The organism is Roseibium sp. (assembly GCF_965276855.1).
Lineage (GTDB): Bacteria > Pseudomonadota > Alphaproteobacteria > Rhizobiales > Stappiaceae > Roseibium.
The window spans coordinates 146,392-160,222 of the sequence record NZ_OZ255700.1; the positions used below are offsets into that span (position 1 = coordinate 146,392).

A 13,831-nucleotide genomic window follows, 5' to 3' on the forward strand; every position below is an offset into this window, starting at 1 on the left:
ACCCGTCGTGTGATTTGAAAGCTAGAGCACAAACCTTGCGCGAAGCTTGCGTGGATCAGTTCAAGTTGATTCTTTTCCGCATTTCAAACGGGGGAATGACACAAAACGGATTTTTCCGTGTGTTTTGGTACCCGCAAAATCTGTTTTTTGGTCTTCGAACACCTCTCAACAGTCGTGTTCCTTGAGCGGCCAAGGGTTATTCCTGCGTGGTTCAATCGATCGCCAAAACAATAAAGGCGGAGCCGATGGCCCCGCCCGTTTTCATTCCTAACTTTTATTCCCGCTTAGAAAAATGACCGTACAAGGCTGCCAACCAGCAGGTTCCATCCGTCGATCAGGATGAAGAACAAGGCCTTGAATGGCAGGGAGATCACGGTCGGCGGCAGCATCATCATGCCCATCGACATGGTAATAGTGGCCACGATCATATCGATCACGAGAAACGGCAGCGCAATCAAAAACCCGATCTCAAATCCCCGCCGCAATTCGGAGATCATAAAGGCCGGAATAAGGACGCGCAGCTCCACCTCTTCGGCTGAGGCCGCCGATCCGTCGGTCACCCGGCCCGCCGCGAGATCGTCAAAGAGCACCAGATCCTTTTCGCGCACCTGGCTCAGCATGAACTCGCGAAACGGCTCGGTGATCTTCACATAGGCCTCTTCCTCGGTGATCTCGTTGTTCATCAATGGCCGGACACCATCTTCCCATGCCCGGTCGAAGGTTGGCGCCATGACGTAAAACGTCATGAAAAGTGCAAGCGAAATAAGGATGAGATTGCCGGGAGTGGTCTGCAGACCAATACCGGACCGGAGAAACGAAAAGGCAATCACGAACCGGATGAAACTGGTGACCATGATCAAGATGCCCGGTGCCAAAGACAGCACCGTGAGCAAGATGATCATCTGGATGATGCGGCCCGACGCGCTGCCCTCGCCTTCCGGCAGCAAGGCAGACAAATCCGGCACCTGCGCCGCTGCGGCTCCGGTCAGAGCAAACAAAGCGGTAACGGTTAAAAACAACCTCATCATTGGATAACCACAGACTCCAGGATTACTTCGCGAACCTTGCCCTTGCTGCGCACTTTGGCGCGCTCATTCAGGTCTTCCCGCAAGTGCTGCAAGCCAACCCCGCCTTCAAGATGCGCGAGGGTCAATGTGCGCAGGAAACTCAGAAAATCGTCCTCGATCCGCTTGCGCAGAACAGACACGTCCGTATCCGGCTCGTCTTCCAGCAAAAGCGTTGCCTGAACGCGGATCCATGTGCTGGGCGGTGTTGCCAGGTTGGTCACCAGGGGCTCAAGACGCTGCAGGCGGGTGGAAGGTGAAAACGGCAAGGTCTGACTAAAGCTCTGCGCATCCCGGATCCGGCCATGAACTGCAGTTTCGGTCATGTCGGAAACGAGTTTCGCGAGTCCGGCACCGGCACCTGCACCAATCAAACTGATCAGGATCAGAGCGGCGAGAAAATTGGATTTTGCATCACCGGTTTCTGGTCCTTCAAATGGCACAAGACTGTTCGACATATTCGATCCCTTCCAGCCTAGAACGGTGTGACGATGTCATAGATCTGCTGGCCCCAACCCGGCTGTTGGACCTCGGAAATCCGCCCGCGGCCACCGTAGGAAATCCGGGCTTCCGCGATCTTGTCGTACGGGATGGTGTTGTTGCTCTCGATATCGCGCGGTCTGACAATCCCACCGACATTGAGGATCCGCATCTCGTAGTTCACACGGACTTCCTGTGATCCGGAGATCACCATGTTCCCATTTGGAAGACGGTCGATCACGATTGCCGCAACAGAGAGTTCAATCTCCTCTGATCTGTCAATGGACCCAGATCCTGCGGACGAAGACCCGGAGTTGCCATTGAGCTCCGCCTGGCCGCCCGATGTGCTGTTGTTGCTGCCTGCTGAATAGGAACCGCCAATACCGATGTCGGCAGACCGGCCGCGCTCAGACGTGTTGTCGAGTTCTGCACGGTCGTCGATCTGGATGACAACAGTCAGGACGTCGCCGATTTTCTTTGCCCTTGGATCAGCGAAGAAATTCTCGCGATCATTGCGCCACAGCGAATTGTAGTCCTTGATCCCGCCCTTGTTGAACGTGCCAAGCGGGTAGACGGTTGCGGGCCGGTTGGCCAACCCATAGCCGACCGGGGTCATTTCCGGGGCACGGCCGATATCTTCCAGTTGCCCGGCACAACCGGAGAGCAATACGGCCCCTAAAGAAACAAGCATCAGGCGCATCAAAATCTCCGTTGTATTTCGGGGTCGGTGAAGCCCATCATGGTTTGCGTCAGCTGTGCTGCCCTTGCAGGCTCCATTTCATCCAAGATCGCGCTGGCAACACGTGCTTTTAGCTTCAAAAGAACGCCAACCGCAGCTTCTTCTTCGGTAGTCGAAAGCTGTTCTGCGGCGGCGGTAGGACGCATCCGGCCAATGATGCTGACGACCTGGTCCTCGACCTGCTCCAGAAGCTGTTCGCGGCGTTCAACCCAGGCCTCGAACTCGCGTTCCTTGCGTTGCAACTCGGCAATCCGTGCCTGGAGGCGCCCTTCCAGGGCAATCATCTTCCAAGTCTGCCACTGGATCCGGGCGTCACTCGCCGCTTCGGCGATGTTCTTGCAGTAAAGCTGGCTGTCACGATACGGGATGGCAGTTTGCGCCGGGGCTGCTGCAGCCTCTTGCGGCTTTTGCGGCGGTGTTTGTGCCTGCGCCGCGCTCCCCGCGCAGATCAATTGAAGAGCCAGGCATGTCAGAACACCGGCTTTTCGGCATTCATCCACGAATTTAGACATGAACAATTTGTCCTTTGCGAGTGACCCGTTTGATTGGACATTCGCTGATCGAGCTTGCGCGAGGCTGTTGGGCCTCTGAAAACAAAAGGCGCCGCAAAACCGCGGCGCCTTGTTCGAGATTGCTGACCTGTGTGGCCTGCTGGTTTATTGAACAACCAGTTCTGCCTGAAGTGCCCCGGCTGTCTTGATCGCCTGCAGGATTGCAATGATCCCGGTCGGGCGTAGGCCAATCCGGTTGAGCCCCCGCACCAATGTCGGAAGATCCGTTCCACCGACAACCGCAAGCCGCCCGCCGGTTTCCTGCGCATCCACATAAGTCCGTGGGACCACAACAGTCTCCCCTTGAGAGAACGGTGCCGGCTGGGAAACTTCCGGTGCTTCGGAAATCCGGACTGTCAGATTTCCATGAGTGATGGCAACCGTAGAAATCTGAACGTCCTTGCCGATCACAACGGTTCCCGTGCGCTCATCGATCACCACCTTGGCGCTCTGATCCGGCCGGACGCGGATGGATTCAATTTCCGCTATGAAACGGGTTAAGCTCACCTTCGGTGGTGGCGTCAAATCTACGGACCGGTAATCGCGTTCCTTAGCGACCCGCGCTCCATAGCGCTCCCGGGTGTACCGGTTGATTGCGTCGGTGATGCGGACAGCCGTCTTGAAATCCGGATTGGACAGTTCCAGCACAAGATCAGGAATTTGCGAGAACTTCGCCGGCAGGTTCCGCTCGATAAGCCCGCCATTCGGGATACGTCCGACGGTTGGAATTCCCTGGGTCAAGCTTTCCGCAGCACCGAGTTCTGCGAACCCGGACACTGCAACCGGTCCTTGAGCTACAGCGTAAATCTGACCATCCGCACCGAGCAACGGTGTGGCAACCAGCGTGCCGCCAGCCAGAGATGTTGCATCGCCCAGAGAAGAGACGCTGATATCGATGGTCGATCCCTTGCCGATAAAGGACGGCATTTCGGCCGTCACAACGACAGCGGCGACATTCCTCGTCCTGAGCCGCGTTTCGCGAACATTCACCCCAAGACTGTCGAGCATGGACTGAAGAGATTGCTCGGTGAAGGGAGAGTTGCGCAATGTGTCGCCCGAGCCCTTCAAGCCTATGACCAGGCCATAACCGACCAACTGGTTATCACGCACACCTTGCAGCGAGGCGATATCCTTGATCCGCACCATCGCGGCCGCCGGCGAAGCCGTCAAAACCGCCAAAAGGCAAATAAAAAAACGGAACATAAATCAATTCTCCACGCGGATCGTGCCGTCCTGCTGAACTCTTCCGGACACGACCAAACCGCTGTCGACGTTTCGAACACGTACGAAACTCCCCGCACCGCCGTTTTGCAGCGCTTCGACCTGCATGATGATGACCAGTCCTTGTTCCTGAAACACTAGCCGGGCCGGTTCGCCCCGTTTGACGAGCAACGGCTTTTCGACCGAGTTGATTGGGATCGGTTGACCGGGCAACAACGTCCGCCGGGTTACCTGTCCGACCAGCTGGCTCCGATGCGAGGCAACTGCGAACTGAGTTGCTGTGCGGCTGGGAAACTTGCGCTCCACCAAATCCCGGTGGCCGATTTCGGTACCCGCCGGGATCGTCTGGCGGGCAACCGGCAATTCAATGCCTGCTGCATATGCCGCGGGAATTCCGGTTAGCATTGTCAAACAAATCGCGAAGAGTTTTATGGCTTTGGTCATTGGATGAACCGCCTTTTTCTAGCGGATGCCGTTGGTCACGGTATTGGCCATTTCATCTGCCGCTTTCATGACCTTCGAGTTCATTTCGTACCCGCGCTGAGCGGAAATGAGCGCCGTGATTTCCTTCACTGGATCGACATTGGACGATTCCAGATACCCTTGGCGGACAACGCCAAAACCAGGGTCACCCGGAACACCGGCAACCGGAGCGCCAGAGGCCGGCGTTTCCCGGAACAGATTGCCGCCGACCGGCTCAAGGCCAACATCATTTGCAAAATTGGCTAGAGATAGTTGGCCAATTTCACGCGGCTGGATCTCGCCATCGATCTTGGCATAGACCTGCCCGGTTTCGTTGATCACCACTTCGATGGTTTCTTCCGGAACGATAATTGCCGGTTCAACTGTGTAGCCGTCGATGGTCACCAGGCGGCCATCCGCGTTCTTGTTGAAAGATCCAGCCCGGGTGTAAAGGGTTTCATCGTCCGGCCCTGTGATCTCGAACCAACCCCGACCGTCCAGCGCGATATCGAACTGGTTACCCGTGTTGGTCAGCGGACCTTGCATGTGTAGTTTCCGGATGCCGGCGGTTTTAACTCCAAGACCCAGCTGCGCTCCTTCAGGAACCGGATCTTCGCCGCCGCGGTTCGGAACGCCTTGAAGACGCTCTGCTTGATAGAGAAGGTCTGAGAATTCCGCCTGCGCCCGTTTGAACGACGTCGTGTTCATATTGGCAATGTTGTTGGCAACAACCTCAACATTGAGCTGCTGTGCGCTCATGCCGGTTGCAGCGATGGCAAGGGCTTTCATTTCTATGTCTCCTGAATTCGCCAAGTCTGACTGACGATAAAATCGCACTCGATAGAAGCGCGGTCGCTTAGATCGTCATCCGGCTGATTTCCTGATAGGCGTTCACGACCTTGTCGCGAATGGCAATGGCGGTTTGCAGCGTGGATTCCGCCTGCATGACAGCCTCAACAACTTGTTGAACGGAAGCTTGCCCATCGACGCCAGCGATTGCGGCTGCTTCACCGTTTTTCACTTTGTCGATGGCTGATTGCGAGACCTCAGCCATAGCGTCCGAAAAGGACGGGCTGGAGACAGCTTCCGTGCCACCCAGCTCAGGCGTCGAGTTCATGTAGCGGGTGGTCGACGATGATTTGAGAATACCGTCGCTCGAGGCAGCAGATGTCAGCGCGGAGATTTCGTTGATCATGATCAGTTCCTCAACAGGTCAATGTGGCGCATGACCATTTCGCGGGCCTGCGTCATGACTTTCAAATTGGCTTCGTAGGACCGATTGGTTTCGCGCATGTCCGCGAGCTCCATCAGCGTGTTGACGTTTGGCATTTTCACATAGCCATCAACGTCCGCCGCTGGGTGGCCCGGATCGTATTCAACGGTGAATGGCGCCTTGTCAGTTCCAATCCCCTTGACTGCGACCAGATTGGCCTGGGTTGCGCGATTGAATTCGCTTTCAAAGGTGATCGTCTTGCGCCGATAGGGATCATCGCCGGAAGCCTCACCGGTGGAGCGGGCGTTGGCGAGGTTTTCGGAAACAATCCGCATCCGGTCGGACTGAGCCTTCAGGCCGGAGGCGGCAATTTGCAGTGTGGCAGAAAGGGGGTCGGACATGAGTTCAGATCACTTTGGCTTAGGGACGAACGGCTGCGAGGTACATTTTGTGAAACGACTTGGCGATGCTGGCATTCAGCGAATGGTCGCGCGCGACCTCACCGGCTTTCATCAACTCCTGCTCCAGGCTCACGGAGTTGCCGGAGTGGGTGACGTTCCAGCTGTCAGCTTTCTCCATGTCTGAGGCTTTGGCTGCCTCCATGGTCTGGCCCAGATGGCTTCCATGGGTCGCGGTCATGGCAAGATGAGTTTTGCTAATCACCGAAACGAAAGGCTCAACATCTTTGGCGCCAAAACCGGGGGTGTTGGCATTGGCGATGTTCTCAGCAATCGCGGCCTGACGGACAGACAGCCATTCGTTGTTTTGCGAGACCAGTTTGTTCAGGAACACCGGTTCCATCGAATACCTCCATTCAGCCGGGATTGGTGCCAGTTCTATAAGTCCAAGCTTGTCTGAGGCTGGCCCTTTGCCAATCCGCGCCGCAAGGCCCGCACAACCTTCATGGGTGACCGATGGTGCTTCAAGATTTGAAACCGGCACACTTACATGCACCTGGATTGCAATGACCGGAGATCCCAATGACCCAACGCTGGCGCCCGATCGGCACTTCATTGACAGCAAGCCCTTTTCGTCATCGCCTTCAAAAGCGTGTCCTGAAACCAGCTATTGTGGGGTTGGCAACACTTGCCAGCACAGGTGTGGTGTCGTCCGCGAATGCCCAACCGGTCAATTGTGATGCCTATGCGCGCTCTTACGCGAATGCCCACGTCAATCCCGATCCGGCTGATCTGAACATCTATGAGAACGGAGCAAGCGGAGCCGTGGCCGGAGGAATTTGGGATGGTCCAAGCGGCGCACGCCGGGGTGCGGCCATTGGCGGAGCGCTGACCGTTCTCAATAACCTGGGAAGTTATCCGGCGGGCTGGCAAAGCCTTTATGACCTTGCCTATCAACGCTGCGCCAACGAACAGTCGGGCGTTACCCACCGGCCGACCACGCTCGGCGATCCCAACTATTATGGCCGCTCCCTCATCCGGGGCCAGGAACCGCCGGCGGCTTTGGAGCCACGGCCTGAACTCGCACCGCCCCCGCCCATGCCGCCTGCGGCATCTCCCCGCCGCTGAGGTCTCAGATGTTCAAAGGATTATGCTTGAACCGGCAAGCAACAATGGATGCCGTTCAAAAGCGGTTGTTTCCGCGCCGGCGCACTCGCCTGCGGCCCGCAAAACTCGCCAGCTTGACCAACGAATACATCTGTGACTGCACCACGCGAGACATTTCCGCGGGCGGCCTTCGGATCCTGCTGAATGAAGACATACCCCTGCCGAAGGAGTTCTATGTTTTTGACGTGAACGAGCGGACGATCGCGGAAGTCCGCTTAAGCTGGCGCGACGGACTGGAGGCCGGGGTTGCCTATCTGGTTCCCCCTGCCTCGATCAGCTACTATGAAAACACCGGTGTCCGACGCCTCGCACAACGGTTCTATGCCGTTGAAGACTAGATGCAATTACGAAAGCAGCTCACTTGTCAGCGGACTTGCCGGGTCGATCAGCCCTTCGATGACATCGAAATGATGCTTGCCTTCGTCTACAAACACCTTGGCGTTGTCCCAGGCCTCCGCCAGCAGCTGTGACTGGCGAATAAATTCAGGCCGCTCGTCACCACCAACCCAGGCCGTCACAGGGCAGTCTTTGGCAGGTTTCTGCAAGGCAGCGCTTTCTTTCACCGCGTCAGCCTCGGTGAGCAAAAAGTCATCATTCATCGACGTCTTCATCAAGGGCCGAAGATCATGCAGGCCGCTGATGGAGACAACCTTTTCGATCCGCTCCATCACGTCCGGATTGAGCGGTGTATCTTCACAGATCATGCGGCTGACAAGATGGCCGCCAGCAGAGTGGCCTGACAGACGGATTGGTCCTTCGACCCGCCGCGCGGCCTTGTTGAGTGCCGTGCCGATCTGCGCCGTAATCTGCGGGATACGAACGTCTGGCGCCAATTCATAGCTAGGCAAACAGACAGACCAACCGCTTCGAAGCGCGCCCCGCGCCAAATGCGACCAGTAGGATTTGTCAAAGCGGCGCCAGTAGCCACCATGTACAAAGACCACCAGACCCCTGCTTTTGTCTTCAGAGTGAAAAAGGTCCAGACGCTGACGGTCCGTATCGCCATAGATGATGTCGATGTCTTTTTTGATCCAGCCCGACCGGAATTCGAGGGCTTCATCGGCCCACCGCGCCGGATAGCTTTGAGCGTCCTCAATATAGGCGCCGTTTTCGTAAGCATCATTCCAATCAAAGTCGGGCGAAGTCGTCATAAAACCGTCCTGCAACTGCATGCGAAATTAAACCGGCGCGCATCCTTGCATGATTTGGGCGGGAAATGAAATGGCTGATAGATCCTTCATATTGCTTGTCAAATCAGACCCGTGCGCCCTAGGTTGTCAGCACAAAAGTCCAGGGAGGACCTCATCTGATGATAGAGCGCTGTTCCAATCGCGTGGCGAACCTTGCGCACTTCTTGACACGCAACGCCAAGCGTTGGCCGGACCGTCCAGCCATCGTCTGGGAAGATCAAACCTGGTCGTGGCAGGATCTTGACCACCGGGTTTCGGCTCTCTGCAGCGCACTCTCATCGGATTTCGGAATTGCCAAGGGTGACCGGATGCTGGTCCAAGCGCAGAACTCGCATCAGATGATCGAGATTATGCTGGCGGCCTTCCGGCTCGGTGCCGTTTGGGTGCCTTGCAATTTCCGACAGGCACCTGGGGAAACCGCTTATGCGGCCGAAAAATCCAAGGCGACCGTCTTCCTCTGTGATGCGGAGTATGCGGCCCAAGCTGAGGCGGTTGCAGCCGCATGTCAGGATCTTTCCGGCATCGTCACGATTGGTGAAAGCGCGTTCGGCGTGTCTTATGAGGCCTTGCTTGAAAAGCACGCTGACGCGCGGATAGCCAATGCGGAGGTCGATCACAATGACCCGTGCTGGTTCTTCTTTACGTCTGGTTCGACGGGACGGCCAAAAGCGGTCGTTCTCACACACGGGCAAATCGGTTTCGTTGTCGTCAACTACATGGCCGATCTTTTGCCCGGAACCAGCGAATCCGACGCTTCGCTGGTGATTGCACCTCTTTCCCACGGGGCAGGCCTTCAATTGATTGCCCAGCTCTCTTGCGGGTCGGCGCACATCCTGATGCCGAAGGGCGGCTTCCGGCCGCATGACGCGTTCCAGCTGATTGAACGGCACAAGGTGACCAACATGTTCACCGTGCCGACCATCGTGAAGCGGCTGGTTGAAGACCCATGTGTTGACCAATTCGATCACTCCAGCCTCCGTCACCTCATTTACGCCGGGGCGCCGATGTACCGCGAAGACCAAAAGCGAGCGCTGGAGGCACTTGGACCGGTTCTTGTACAGTACTACGGCCTCGGAGAAGTCACAGGAAACATCACGGTGCTGCGGCCGAACGAGCACACCGTTGATGATGGACCCAACGCAAAGGTCGGAACCTGCGGCGTGGAGCGAACTGGGATCGAAGTCAGCATTCAGGACGAGACCGGCAAGATCCTCGGGCCGAATGAGACTGGCGAAGTCTGCGTCGTCGGATCAGCTGTCTGCGCCGGCTATCTGGACGATGATAGCGCCAACGCCAAATCCTTCCGCAACGGTTGGTTCCGGACCGGCGACATCGGCCACATGGACGAACAACGCTATCTCTATCTGACTGGCCGTGCGTCAGACATGTATATTTCCGGCGGTTCTAATATTTACCCCAAGGAGGTCGAGGAGATCCTGCTGACCCATCCCGCCGTTTCCGAGGTCGCGATTTTGGGCATCCCGGATCCGCAATGGGGTGAAGTTGGCCTCGCCGTCTGTGTAAAGGAGACTGGCCAACAAACGGACGCCGTCGAGCTCAGCGAGTTCCTCAAGGACAAAATTACCCGCTACAAGATGCCGGGACGTTATCTGTTCATCGAGGAAATGCCGACGAGTGCCTATGGCAAGATCACAAAGAAGCTCGTGCGCGAATTCCTGACCGAAAAAGGTCTGCTATGAGGCGCCCTGCTCCGCAGACGCTCGGCGATATCCGGCATCCCGGCCCGCAGGCACAGGACCGCATGCCATATGCGCCGTGCCATGCAGTGAAAGTTGAATGTCAGGTTTCAGCTGGCGAGCCTTTGCTCGCAATATTGGGGCGCTGGGCGGATTGCGCCGGGTTGTCCTCCGCCGTCCTCGATCTTTCCGGCGTTCAGTTGGCTGCCTTTGATTATGTCATGCCAGACCGGGCAGTCGATGACCGCCATGCGGCCTGGTACAGCGATACGCATTCCTCAAATGGGACGATTCTGAAAGAGGCTGTCGCGGTTCTCGGCTGGCGGGACGGAAACTGGTTTGCACATATTCACGCCTACTGGCAGGAAAATGGCTCCTGGCACCTGGGACATCTCCTTCCGGAGACACTCACGATTGCTGACGGCGCAAGAATCACTGGTTACGGGCTCGTCGGGGCTCGGTTCGAAGCCTCTTTAGACCCGGAGACCGAATTCAAGCTTTTTCGGGTCAAGTCCGAGCCTGAAGCGTTGTCCGGAACGTCCACCAACGCGCTTATCACCACACTTGGGCCGTTTACAGACCTCTATGAAGGCATAACCGAACTCGGTAGTCGGCTTCCCGGGGCCAGCTACTCCGTTCATGGTATTGGCAGCCTAGCAGGCGCACAATTCGAAGACGGTCCACCGATGACTGGCCTGATCTCAGAGATCCTGCTGCAGAACGGTGCCGGAAAGCGGCAGAACGGGAAGTTGTCCCTGCCCTTGCGGACGGTCGATCTCAACAAGGGCCTGTTTCTGGGGCATGCGACGCCCGGAAAATGTCCGACCCTGGTGACCAACGAGCTGCTGCTGGTCGCGCAAGACTGAGACCTCAAAAAAAAGAAAAGGCCGGATCCGGGGAACGGAAAACCGGCCTTCGCGGAACCGCGATCGCTAAAGTGACGGATTAGCTGATCTTTGCCGCAATGCTCTTGGTCTTGCAGTAGCTCTTCAGACCTTCGATGCCCTTCTCCCGGCCAAAACCGGATTTCTTGTTGCCGCCGAACGGCACTTCAATACCGCCCGCGAAATACTCGTTGATGTAGATTTGACCTGCATCGATCTTGCGCGCGAGCTGATGCGCCTTGGCAAAGTTCGATGTGTAGATGCCGGCAACCAGGCCGTATTGGCAATCATTGGCCAGTTCCAGCGCATGGTCTACATCGTCTGCCACCTGCACGGTCAGAACCGGGCCAAAGATCTCCTCCTGGGAAAGCTCATCCTTGGCCGGAACTGCATCGACGATGGTCGGCTCAAAGAACCAGCCTTTGCCCGTGGCCGGGTCCGTTGTGACGTTACCGCCAACAGCGATCTTTGCACCCCGGTCCTTTGCCCGGTCAATGAAGCCGGCGATCTTTTCAAGGTGTTCGGCGGAGTTCACAGGTCCAAGCTCCGGCTGGCTAAGACCATGACCAATCTTCAGCGCCTTTGTGCGATTGACAAGTTCGGAGACAAACTCCTCGTGGATCGATTTTTCGATCACAAGGCGCGACCCCGCGGAGCAAATCTGACCGGCATTTTCGAAGATCGCACCCATGACCCCGTTCAAGGCCTGTTCCAAGTCGCAATCGGCAAGCACAACTACAGGCGATTTGCCGCCCAGCTCCAGAACGACGCGGGTGACATCATCGGCTGCCGCCTTCATCACGGCCTTGCCGGTCTGAACCGATCCGGTGAAGGTGATGTGATCGACACCTGGGTGCTGGGTCAGCGGTGCACCTGTCTCAATGCCCGTTCCAGTCACCACATTGCAGACGCCATCCGGCAAACCGGCGTCAGAGAGGATTTTTGCCAACAATAACGCGGTGAACGGCGTTTGCTCGGCCGGTTTTGCGACAACAGTGCATCCTGCGGCCAGCGCTGGTGCGAAGCCGCGTGCGGCGGTTGAAATCGGGAAATTCCACGGGATGATATGAGCTGTCACTCCGACCGGCTCATGGATCGAATAGCCAATGTAATCGCCCGCCAGAGGGAAACTGTCGCCCTGCAGTTTGTCGCAGGCGCCCGCGTAATATTCGAAGGTCCGCGCGGCACCACGAACATCGCCGATCGATTCTTGAAGCGGTTTTCCGCAGTCGAGTGTTTCGACCACCGCTAGCAGATCCAAGTTTTCCAGGATCAGCTCGGCCGTCTTGGTTAGAATACGCGCCCGTTCTACCGGCGCCATATCGCGCCAGACCGTTTCGAATGCTTCCCGAGAGGAAACAACAGCTGCGTCAACATCCTCAGACGTTCCAGCCGTGAACCGCGCAAAAGCTGTGCCCCTGCCCGGGTCGAAGCTTTCCATGGTGCGGTTGTGCGAGGGCTGCGAAAACGCGCCGCCGATGAAATGGCCAAGCGGCAACGCAGAAAGGGTGCCGGTCGTTTCGTATTCGGCGATCAGGTCTTGTTGAGACGCCATGATTAGCCTTCCAGAGAGCTGATTTTGTATGTGGATTTGGCGAGCCAATCCGGATTGACCTCAACGCCCCAGCCTGGTGCGTCCGTCACAATCGCGTTGCCTTCGATGATATCGAACGGCGATTTGACAAAGAGGTCATACTGCCACGGGTAGTAGTCTTCCTCCTCGATGGAGAATTCCAGATACTTTCCGGCATTCGGAATGGCACGCAGCAAGTGCATGGTGAACAGCGTCACCAGGGACAGGTTCGCCGCATGCGGAGTGCACGGGATACCTGCCTCATGAGCCATTTGCGCGACTTTCATCGTGCGCACCATGCCGCCGAGATAGCAGATGTCCGGCTGAACTATGTCGACGACTTTTTCATCGATCATGCGTTTCCAGTCGACCAGCGAGCAGTCCTGCTCACCGCCGGTAACGTCAATGTCGAGCGCATCAGTGACCTGCTTTGTCTGGTCATAATGCCAGTAAGGGCACGGCTCCTCGTAGTGGGAAATGCCGTTGGCCTCCAAGAACCGGCCAACCTCGATCGCTTTCGCCGGTGAATAACAGGAATTCGCATCGACCAGCAGCGCGGTCTCGTCACTGAAGCTCTTGCGCATCAGCGGCACGATTTCTTCCGTTCGGCCCGGCCACTCATCCTGATCCCGGCCGCACTCGGCGCCAATCCGGAACTTGAACGCTGTAAAGCCGCGCTCGTCCTGATGCCGCTTCAGGCGGTCCGCTTCATCCTGAGCCGTAATGTCCCGTTTCATGGACGACCCGTAGGCGCGAACCTTGCCTGGCGTCCCACCCAGCAGTTCGCACACTGGCTTGTCCTCAAGCTTGCCGCGCAGGTCAAATAGCGCTGTGTCGAGACCGCCCATGGCGCGGCGCAGATAGGATCCGGGAAACTTGTGCTCGCGATCCGGGATAATGTCCATCAAATGATCGATTTTAAGCGCGTCTTCTCCAAGCGCGTAAGGCGCCACTTGCCTGTGCACAACTTCGGCCGTGATGTCGGCGTAGTAAGGTGCGACCTGTCCCCAGCCCGTTTCACCGCTGTCAGTCGTGACACGGGTGAAGCAGACAAATTCATTGGTAAATGTCTCGATTGATTGTATTTTCATGGGGCTTGCGGTCCTTGAACGAGGCTCCCTGAGCGCAGTTTTCTTGTAATTGGACTATCAAGTTATTCGGAATTGGACTTGATAGAAGGTCCGTTTTGCGC

At 56.9% G+C, this 13,831-nt stretch carries 17 protein-coding genes; 4 read left to right on the forward strand and 13 right to left on the reverse strand.

The features are described 5' to 3' along the window. Positions 1-284: 284 nt before the first annotated feature. The 10 genes from fliP to flgB form a co-directional block, all read right to left on the reverse strand. The gene (gene fliP / locus ACQY4Z_RS00665; protein ID WP_428529680.1) at positions 285-1,025 is read right to left on the reverse strand and encodes a flagellar type III secretion system pore protein FliP; all 741 of its coding nucleotides are present in this window, start codon (positions 1,023-1,025) and stop codon (positions 285-287) included. Continuing rightward, positions 1,025-1,522, reverse strand: a complete 498-nt coding sequence (locus ACQY4Z_RS00670; protein ID WP_428525768.1) for a flagellar basal body-associated FliL family protein — start codon at positions 1,520-1,522, stop codon at positions 1,025-1,027. The genes fliP and ACQY4Z_RS00670 overlap by 1 nt, the downstream gene beginning before the upstream one ends. A 17-nt stretch (positions 1,523-1,539) precedes the next feature. Then, positions 1,540-2,235: a flagellar basal body L-ring protein FlgH gene (flgH, locus tag ACQY4Z_RS00675; RefSeq protein WP_133951126.1), complete on the reverse strand. Its 696-nt coding sequence runs from the start codon at positions 2,233-2,235 to the stop codon at positions 1,540-1,542. Positions 2,236-2,243: 8 nt separating this feature from the next. Then, positions 2,244-2,795 (reverse strand): MotE family protein, encoded by a 552-nt coding sequence (locus tag ACQY4Z_RS00680; protein WP_428525770.1) that lies wholly within the window; start codon positions 2,793-2,795, stop codon positions 2,244-2,246. Positions 2,796-2,939: 144 nt separating this feature from the next. Beyond that, positions 2,940-4,037: a flagellar basal body P-ring protein FlgI gene (gene flgI / locus ACQY4Z_RS00685; protein WP_428525772.1), complete on the reverse strand. Its 1,098-nt coding sequence runs from the start codon at positions 4,035-4,037 to the stop codon at positions 2,940-2,942. 3 nt (positions 4,038-4,040) lie between these two features. Next, complete coding sequence (gene flgA, locus ACQY4Z_RS00690) at positions 4,041-4,499, reverse strand: flagellar basal body P-ring formation chaperone FlgA (RefSeq protein WP_428525774.1); 459 nt, start codon at positions 4,497-4,499, stop codon at positions 4,041-4,043. A gap of 18 nt (positions 4,500-4,517) precedes the next feature. Beyond that, positions 4,518-5,306: a flagellar basal-body rod protein FlgG gene (gene flgG / locus ACQY4Z_RS00695; protein WP_133949890.1), complete on the reverse strand. Its 789-nt coding sequence runs from the start codon at positions 5,304-5,306 to the stop codon at positions 4,518-4,520. Between the two features lie 67 nt (positions 5,307-5,373). After that, the gene (locus tag ACQY4Z_RS00700; RefSeq protein WP_428525777.1) at positions 5,374-5,712 is read right to left on the reverse strand and encodes a flagellar hook-basal body complex protein FliE; all 339 of its coding nucleotides are present in this window, start codon (positions 5,710-5,712) and stop codon (positions 5,374-5,376) included. 2 nt (positions 5,713-5,714) lie between these two features. Then, a complete protein-coding gene (flgC, locus tag ACQY4Z_RS00705) occupies positions 5,715-6,131 on the reverse strand; it encodes a flagellar basal body rod protein FlgC (protein WP_055673363.1) in 417 nt (138 codons plus the stop codon). A gap of 19 nt (positions 6,132-6,150) precedes the next feature. Next, entirely contained in the window at positions 6,151-6,531 is a 381-nt protein-coding gene (flgB, locus tag ACQY4Z_RS00710; RefSeq protein WP_040451983.1) for a flagellar basal body rod protein FlgB, read from the reverse strand. A 179-nt stretch (positions 6,532-6,710) separates the two neighbouring features. On the opposite strand from flgB, the gene ACQY4Z_RS00715 reads away from it, so the two are divergent. Continuing rightward, positions 6,711-7,256 (forward strand): hypothetical protein, encoded by a 546-nt coding sequence (locus tag ACQY4Z_RS00715; protein WP_428525780.1) that lies wholly within the window; start codon positions 6,711-6,713, stop codon positions 7,254-7,256. Positions 7,257-7,282: 26 nt separating this feature from the next. Continuing rightward, positions 7,283-7,633: a PilZ domain-containing protein gene (locus ACQY4Z_RS00720; RefSeq protein WP_422023893.1), complete on the forward strand. Its 351-nt coding sequence runs from the start codon at positions 7,283-7,285 to the stop codon at positions 7,631-7,633. 6 nt (positions 7,634-7,639) lie between these two features. Here ACQY4Z_RS00720 and ACQY4Z_RS00725 read toward each other — a convergent pair whose 3' ends face one another. After that, positions 7,640-8,446, reverse strand: a complete 807-nt coding sequence (locus ACQY4Z_RS00725) for an alpha/beta hydrolase (RefSeq protein WP_428525782.1) — start codon at positions 8,444-8,446, stop codon at positions 7,640-7,642. 158 nt (positions 8,447-8,604) lie between these two features. Here ACQY4Z_RS00725 and ACQY4Z_RS00730 point away from each other — a divergent pair, with 158 nt between their 5' ends. Together ACQY4Z_RS00730 and ACQY4Z_RS00735 are read left to right on the forward strand one after the other, a co-directional pair. Continuing rightward, entirely contained in the window at positions 8,605-10,185 is a 1,581-nt protein-coding gene (locus tag ACQY4Z_RS00730; RefSeq protein ID WP_428525784.1) for an acyl-CoA synthetase, read from the forward strand. Then, positions 10,182-11,048, forward strand: a complete 867-nt coding sequence (locus ACQY4Z_RS00735; RefSeq protein ID WP_428525786.1) for a hypothetical protein — start codon at positions 10,182-10,184, stop codon at positions 11,046-11,048. Before ACQY4Z_RS00730 ends, ACQY4Z_RS00735 begins: the two co-directional genes overlap by 4 nt. Positions 11,049-11,127: 79 nt before the next feature. Here the strand turns inward: ACQY4Z_RS00735 and ACQY4Z_RS00740 are convergent, their stop codons facing one another. Both ACQY4Z_RS00740 and ACQY4Z_RS00745 read right to left on the reverse strand, forming a co-directional pair. After that, a complete protein-coding gene (locus ACQY4Z_RS00740; protein WP_428525788.1) occupies positions 11,128-12,621 on the reverse strand; it encodes an aldehyde dehydrogenase family protein in 1,494 nt (497 codons plus the stop codon). Positions 12,622-12,623: 2 nt separating this feature from the next. Beyond that, positions 12,624-13,730 (reverse strand): mandelate racemase/muconate lactonizing enzyme family protein, encoded by a 1,107-nt coding sequence (locus ACQY4Z_RS00745; RefSeq protein WP_428525790.1) that lies wholly within the window; start codon positions 13,728-13,730, stop codon positions 12,624-12,626. Between the last annotated feature and the right edge of the window lie 101 nt (positions 13,731-13,831).

What these genes read in the sequence shown, in the direction of transcription:
- ACQY4Z_RS00725 (WP_428525782.1), bottom strand. Translation starts at nt 8,446, where the DNA reads ATGACGACTTCGCCCGACTTTGATTGGAATGATGCTTACGAAAACGGC.
- ACQY4Z_RS00670 (WP_428525768.1), bottom strand. Translation starts at nt 1,522, where the DNA reads ATGTCGAACAGTCTTGTGCCATTTGAAGGACCAGAAACCGGTGATGCA.
- flgA (WP_428525774.1), bottom strand. Translation starts at nt 4,499, where the DNA reads ATGACCAAAGCCATAAAACTCTTCGCGATTTGTTTGACAATGCTAACC.
- flgI (WP_428525772.1), bottom strand. Translation starts at nt 4,037, where the DNA reads ATGTTCCGTTTTTTTATTTGCCTTTTGGCGGTTTTGACGGCTTCGCCG.
- ACQY4Z_RS00740 (WP_428525788.1), bottom strand. Translation starts at nt 12,621, where the DNA reads ATGGCGTCTCAACAAGACCTGATCGCCGAATACGAAACGACCGGCACC.
- ACQY4Z_RS00745 (WP_428525790.1), bottom strand. Translation starts at nt 13,730, where the DNA reads ATGAAAATACAATCAATCGAGACATTTACCAATGAATTTGTCTGCTTC.
- ACQY4Z_RS00730 (WP_428525784.1), top strand. Translation starts at nt 8,605, where the DNA reads ATGATAGAGCGCTGTTCCAATCGCGTGGCGAACCTTGCGCACTTCTTG.
- ACQY4Z_RS00700 (WP_428525777.1), bottom strand. Translation starts at nt 5,712, where the DNA reads ATGATCAACGAAATCTCCGCGCTGACATCTGCTGCCTCGAGCGACGGT.
- ACQY4Z_RS00715 (WP_428525780.1), top strand. Translation starts at nt 6,711, where the DNA reads ATGACCCAACGCTGGCGCCCGATCGGCACTTCATTGACAGCAAGCCCT.
- flgB (WP_040451983.1), bottom strand. Translation starts at nt 6,531, where the DNA reads ATGGAACCGGTGTTCCTGAACAAACTGGTCTCGCAAAACAACGAATGG.
- fliP (WP_428529680.1), bottom strand. Translation starts at nt 1,025, where the DNA reads ATGAGGTTGTTTTTAACCGTTACCGCTTTGTTTGCTCTGACCGGAGCC.
- ACQY4Z_RS00735 (WP_428525786.1), top strand. Translation starts at nt 10,182, where the DNA reads ATGAGGCGCCCTGCTCCGCAGACGCTCGGCGATATCCGGCATCCCGGC.
- ACQY4Z_RS00680 (WP_428525770.1), bottom strand. Translation starts at nt 2,795, where the DNA reads ATGTCTAAATTCGTGGATGAATGCCGAAAAGCCGGTGTTCTGACATGC.
- flgH (WP_133951126.1), bottom strand. Translation starts at nt 2,235, where the DNA reads ATGCTTGTTTCTTTAGGGGCCGTATTGCTCTCCGGTTGTGCCGGGCAA.
- flgC (WP_055673363.1), bottom strand. Translation starts at nt 6,131, where the DNA reads ATGTCCGACCCCCTTTCTGCCACACTGCAAATTGCCGCCTCCGGCCTG.
- flgG (WP_133949890.1), bottom strand. Translation starts at nt 5,306, where the DNA reads ATGAAAGCCCTTGCCATCGCTGCAACCGGCATGAGCGCACAGCAGCTC.